Annotated in this window: 5 protein-coding genes; all 5 read right to left on the bottom strand. The window is 67.6% G+C overall.

Annotated elements, in window-relative coordinates; translation table 11 throughout:
* On the bottom strand, positions 1–455 hold a 455-nt coding region (locus tag AAG801_RS39950; protein WP_341893424.1), incomplete at its 3' end, for a POTRA domain-containing protein.
* Positions 456–554: 99 nt separating this feature from the next.
* A complete protein-coding gene (locus AAG801_RS39945) occupies positions 555–1,613 on the bottom strand; it encodes a hypothetical protein (RefSeq protein WP_341893423.1) in 1,059 nt (352 codons plus the stop codon).
* A 116-nt stretch (positions 1,614–1,729) separates the two neighbouring features.
* On the bottom strand, positions 1,730–3,277 hold the full coding sequence (locus AAG801_RS39940) for a hypothetical protein (protein ID WP_341893422.1): 1,548 nt from the start codon (positions 3,275–3,277) through the stop codon (positions 1,730–1,732).
* Between the two features lie 84 nt (positions 3,278–3,361).
* A complete protein-coding gene (locus tag AAG801_RS39935; RefSeq protein WP_341893421.1) occupies positions 3,362–4,198 on the bottom strand; it encodes a PEP-CTERM sorting domain-containing protein in 837 nt (278 codons plus the stop codon).
* A 264-nt stretch (positions 4,199–4,462) separates the two neighbouring features.
* Positions 4,463–5,338: a LuxR C-terminal-related transcriptional regulator gene (locus tag AAG801_RS39930; RefSeq protein WP_341893420.1), complete on the bottom strand. Its 876-nt coding sequence runs from the start codon at positions 5,336–5,338 to the stop codon at positions 4,463–4,465.
* Positions 5,339–5,519: the final 181 nt, after the last annotated feature.

Genomic DNA, 5,519 nt, shown 5'->3' with positions numbered 1-5,519 from the left:
ATCAGCCGTTCGACGCGGCCTTCGAGCACACGCAGCGTGATCACGCCGCCGTCGACGCGCTGTTCGGGCACGTCGACGAACACCGTCAGGTAGCCGGCACCCTGGTAGATCTTCTCGAGCGCCGCGCGTGCCGCCTCGACATCGACCATGCTGCGCTGCGGGCCCATGTGCGGCATCACGGCCGCCTCGATCGCCGCCGTGCCGAGCACGCTGTTGCCTTCGATGACGTACTCGAGCACGTCGAAGCGAAGCTCCTGCGCTGCCGGCTCCGCCGCTGGCGCCTGTGCCTGCGCCTGCGCCTGAGCGAAGGACGGCGTTGCCAGGCTGCCGACGGCCAGCGCCAGGCCCACGACACTCAGCGCGCGCAGGCAGGGAACGGCGATGACGCGCGGCGTGCTCATGCGCTGCAGTGTCGGCAGGCGCGGTGAACCGGCGATGAACTGGCGTGGTTCCATCGGATCATGGTCATGGTCCGTTCGGCGCATGGGAGTGCGCCGCGCGGGCGTCAAGAAGGGCCGCACTCGATGCGGCCGGAGAGGGAGTGCGGAAGCGGCTCAGCCGCGCCGTTTCGTGCGGCGCGCAGCGACCAGCGCAGCCGCACCGGCGAGCAGCAGCAGCGCTGCCGGCGGCTCCGGCACCGGTGTCAGCGGCACATAGCCGACATACTCGCCGACCGGCTTGTCGATCGGCGTCGCGCCGATGCCCGACAGGTACTCGATCAGCGCCGCGCGTGCCCGCCCTTCGGCGGTGGCGATGCGCGCCTGCTGCAGATAGGGCGCGATCGTGTAGCTCAGCAGGTAGCTGCCGGCATAGGGCGAGTCCGGGTACAGCGCCGGATCGACGTAGATGAAGCCCCAGTAGCCGTCGCCGCTGCTGCCGGCATTGAGGTTGTCGAACTCGTCGACTGTGATCGTGTCGAGCTGGTTGGTTCCCGAGCGGGTGAGGTAGTAGAACCAGGAGGACTGGCCAACCGCGTTGGCCATGTTGAAGGGCGCGTTGCCGTTGAGGTTCGGCGTGAAGCCCACGCCACCCTCGCCGTAGTAGCCGTTGCCGGTTTCGAAGTCGGCATTGACGCTGCTGCCGTTGGCGGTGAAGTCCGGAGCGACACCCGGCGTCCCATGCGTGCCGGTGTCCCGAATCGCGCTGTAGAACGAGCCCATCTGCGCACCACCGATACCGGTGAAGAACAGGTTGTTGGTCATCGTGCCCACCAGGGACTCGTCACCTTGGCGGACGGTGGTGAACAGCCGAACACCTCCTGCCGCGATGCCACCGGTAGCGTCTCTGCCGAACACAGACCAACGCAGATTCCCGCGATCCACCTGGGACAGGAAACTGTTCCATTGCGCGTCGTCGACCTCCCAGAAGCGCTGGTTGCCGGCATCCTGCTGCCCATCGATGAAGAAGTCGTCGAGCGTGGTGCCCAGGTCCAACGTGTACGAGATCTTTGCAGCGCTGTCAAAGACAGACAGCGCCAGCTCTCCGTTGCCCTGGTAGGAGCTGAACGCGCCATCGGAAACCGTGGAACCGTCCGCGATGGCCGCGTGGGCGTTTGCACACGCCAGTGCGGCGACGAGACTGAACAGTCGGGTCAGGATGAGGAGTGTCTTCATGGGCTTGCTGGAACGTCGGATCGATCAAAGCCAAGGGGGCAGCGCCAGGCGCCGCCCCCAGGGTCCGCGATGGGGCCGGCCATCGGACCGGCCCACCGCGGCTACTGCTCACACCATCACTTGACAGCGGTCATCGGGTTGCACGAGTTGCCGGCGCGGGTCACGCGCGAACCGAAGGTGATCTCGTTCGCGGTCCCGGTACCGAAGGCACCCGCGTACGAGGTCGGCAGCGCGGCGACGCCGTTCTGGTTGGCGCTGCTCAGGCGGGCCAGCGCGGACGGCAGGGCGATCTGGGTCGTGAAACCGTTGATCAGCGCGCGCTGCGAGGCGGTCAGCGCGTTGAACGACGCGGTCCGGTACTGCACGGTGGACTCGACCGTGTAGTCGTACTTGCCGGCCTTGGCGTTGTCGCGCAGCGGGTTGGCACCCTCCAGGCGCACGTGCTTCCACAGGTTGCTGCCCGGCACGTTCTCCTTCGAGACGTGGCCGATCGCGTAGCCCTGGGCGTTGTTGGCGCGGTTCAGGCAGCTGATCACGTCACCCGTGCCCGGACCTTCGAAGACGAAGGTCGTGTCGACGGGCATCGGGCCGGTGCCGGCGCCGCCACCCATGTTGGCGATCAGGTAGTTGGCGATCGACACGCCCGACTCGGTCGTGCTCAGCGAAGCGGACATGGCTTCCGGCGCCGCGGACGACGAGAAGGTCCAGTCGGCCGGCGTCGCCGCGCTGCCGTTGCAGGGGAAGTCCAGCAGGTGGACGTTGGCCGAGGCTTGCGTGCCCGAACCGTCGACACGGCGGCAGATGTTGACCTGGCTGTTCAGCAGCGGAGACGTCGAGCGCGCCAGCAGGCGCCAGTTCGGCTCCGTACCGGAGAACAGCGCGCGGGCTTCGGCGTAGCCGATGCTCGGGATGCAGTTCTCGTCGGTCGACGCGGTGGTGCACAGCACGCCGGCGCTGGAGAACTTGGTGGCCAGGCCCTGCTTGGCGAACATCTCGTCATACAGGCGGTTGTTGACTGCCACGCCGAAGATGGTCTGCACCACCGGCTTGATGGTCATCTGCGCCAGCTGCGCCGCCGACAGGCCGTCGGACGGGTAGATGTCGTCATCGGCGTCGAGCGGATCCTTGGGCACGTTGAAGCCCTTGAACAGAGCCGGTTCGACGTCGGAGATGCCGACGTTCGGCGCCTGGTTGCGCGTGCCGGGGCAGCCGCTGTAGACGCGGTCGACCGTGGTCACGGTGGTGCAGCCGGCCAGCGGCACGGGTTGCACGAAGGGGCGCTGGTCCTGGAAGAAGACCGGGAACACGCCCTGTGCGGAACCACCGGCGTCGCTCTTGAAGACGGCGATCGGCGTGCCGGCGGCCAGGCCGACCAGCGCACCGCCGGCGGCGGTCACGTTGCAGGTGATGCCCCAGAAGTTGCCGTTGAAGCTGAAGCCGGAGCCGGACTCGGCAACGTTGTACAGCGTCGTCGAGGCGTTGGCAGCCGAGCCGCCGCAGATGTCGTTGAGCACGATGCCGGCGACGACGGCGCGCAGCGCGGTGGCGCCCGAAATGTACATACGGACGGTGCTGGCGCCGTCAACGTTGACGGCCGGCGCGGCGAAGGCCGGGGCGGCAGCGAACACGGCCGCGGCAGCGAGGGCGATGGAATGGAGTTTCATGATGTTTCCTCAGGTATGGGCTCCGCCAGCCGCCCGTGAATCACGGGCGGGGCGGAAGCGAGGTCGTGGTGAGACGGACCGGGTTCAGCGACCCTGGCGGCGACGGGCGACGAAGCCCAGCGCGCCGAGGCCGGCGAACAGCAGCGCCATCGAGCCGGGTTCCGGAACGGCGGCGATCGTGTAGGTCAGCGCGTAGCCCGTGCCGGTCTGCGCCAGCAGGAAGGTGCCGCGGCCACCGGCGTTGTCGAACGGATCGGCCAGCACGCTGGCGAGCTGGTCGGAACCCGACCGGGTGATGTAGAAGAAGTCGGACGCGGTGCCGATGCTGTTGCCGCTCGAGAACGGAGCATTGCCGTTCACGCGCGGGCCGCTGCCCGGGATGCCGAAGTAGGCATTGCCGGAGTCGGTGTCGTAGTTGATGCTGGAGCCGTTGATGGCGTTGTTCAGTGCCACACCCGGCGTGCCGTGCGTGCCGGTGTTGTTGATCGCCGAGAAGAACGTGCCGAGCTGGGCGGCGCCGGTGCCGTTCGTGTAGTTCAGGTTGGTAAAGGAGCCGATCAGGGCTTCCTCGCCCTGGGCGACCGTCGTGAACAGGCGCGAACCGCCGACGGCGGTGCCGCCGGTGGTTTCGCTGGCCAGCACGGTCCATTGGGTGTTGGCCGCGGTGGCTGTCGACAGGAAGGTCGCGAAGAACGAATCACCCGCCAGCGACCAGGTCTGGGTGTAGCCGGTGCTCTGCTGGCCGGTCGTGAAGAAGGCGTTCTGGGTCACGCCCAGGTCGAGCGTGTACGACACCTTGGCGACGTCGTCGTAGACCGACAGGAACAGCTCGCCGTTGCCCGACTGGCCGTTGGCGATGGCAGCCATCGAAGGCAGCGAAACCACGGCCAGTACGGCGGCGGCGATTGCTTTCAGTTTCATGCTTGGATCTCCCGATAAAGGTTGGACATCTCGGAACTCATGACCCGGGACCGGTTCTCAGAGTCGGTCTCGGGTTGCCGGACACCTGAACCAACTCCGCTGCTGCTGCGGCTGTCGCCGGGGCCGGCGGAGAGGTCGGGTGCTTGGCCACACGAGGCGGCCGGGGTCAAAGAGCAGGGGATGTCTTGTCAGACGAGGGGGAGTCTCGTGACTGCAGATGACATGGGCACGGTCGCTGACGACGTTTCACGACGCCCGAAAGAACTACTCGCCGTGCTCCGCGCCGTTCGCACCGGCTGCGGCACGGCCGAGCAGGTTCAGCGTCATCGCCTTGGCGACCGCCTGCGCGCGGTTGGCGGCGCCGAGCTTGCGCAGGATCTTCTGCACGTGGTTCTTCACCGTCAGCACGCTGATGCCGAGCTGGTCGCCGATCTCCTGGTTGCTCTTGCCCTCGCGCACCCAGTAGAGGATCTGGCTCTCGCGCTCGGTGATCGGCGGCCGGAAGCTGTCGGGCCGTGCCACGGTCGAACCGCCCTGCCCGACGGTGAGTTCACGTTCGGTGGCCTGCACGCGCAGCCAGGTGGCGTGCACGTGCGGCAGCAGCAGCTCGAGGTACATCGCCTGCTGCGGAGTGCAACGACGGCACTTCGAGCCAAAGATGAACAGGCTCTCCAGTTCGGACGGCCGTTGCGGCCGCGACACACCGTGCACCAGCAGGTCGTGGAAGCCGGCGTCGACGAGGCGGTCGCGCTCGCCGCCGGCCGCGACGCCGGTCAGCGTCTGCAGGTCGAGCGTCAGTGCCCGGCCGCGCCGTTCGATCCAGCAGCCGACCACCTGCTGCAGCAGCGCCGAACCCGCATCGGTGACGACCGACAGCAACTGCTGCGGAACCAGGATGCTGTTGAACGCCTCGAAGCTCATGTCCTTGCGGGCGCGCTGGTAGACACCGCAGACGGCGAGATGGTGCGGCACCAGTGCCTGCAGGTAGCTCTGCGACCAGACGAAGAACTGGTAGCGGCGGCGCACGTCGACGGCCGTCTCGATCGCGCGCACCAGGGCATGGGCATGCTGCGATGACAACAGGTCATCGAGCGGAGGCGCAAGCATGCCCCCCGCGATGGCTTCGGTGACGCGGTTCATTGGGTTGTCTAGTTCGGATTGCTCAGACTAGCCGCTGGTGGTGACTGCCGTTTGACCACCGGCCCGGGCCATGATCCGTTCGGATCAGGCTCGCCCGACGGGGCTGCATCGGCGGAGATGCCATCGGCGGCGGCGGAGGGCGCCGCCGGCTTGCCGGCGGGCTCGAGAAAGAGGTGGTCGG

The organism is Variovorax sp. YR752 (genome assembly GCF_943372545.1).
Note: the sequence above shows the minus strand (reverse complement) of the source record. Positions and strands in the feature narration are given on the sequence as shown.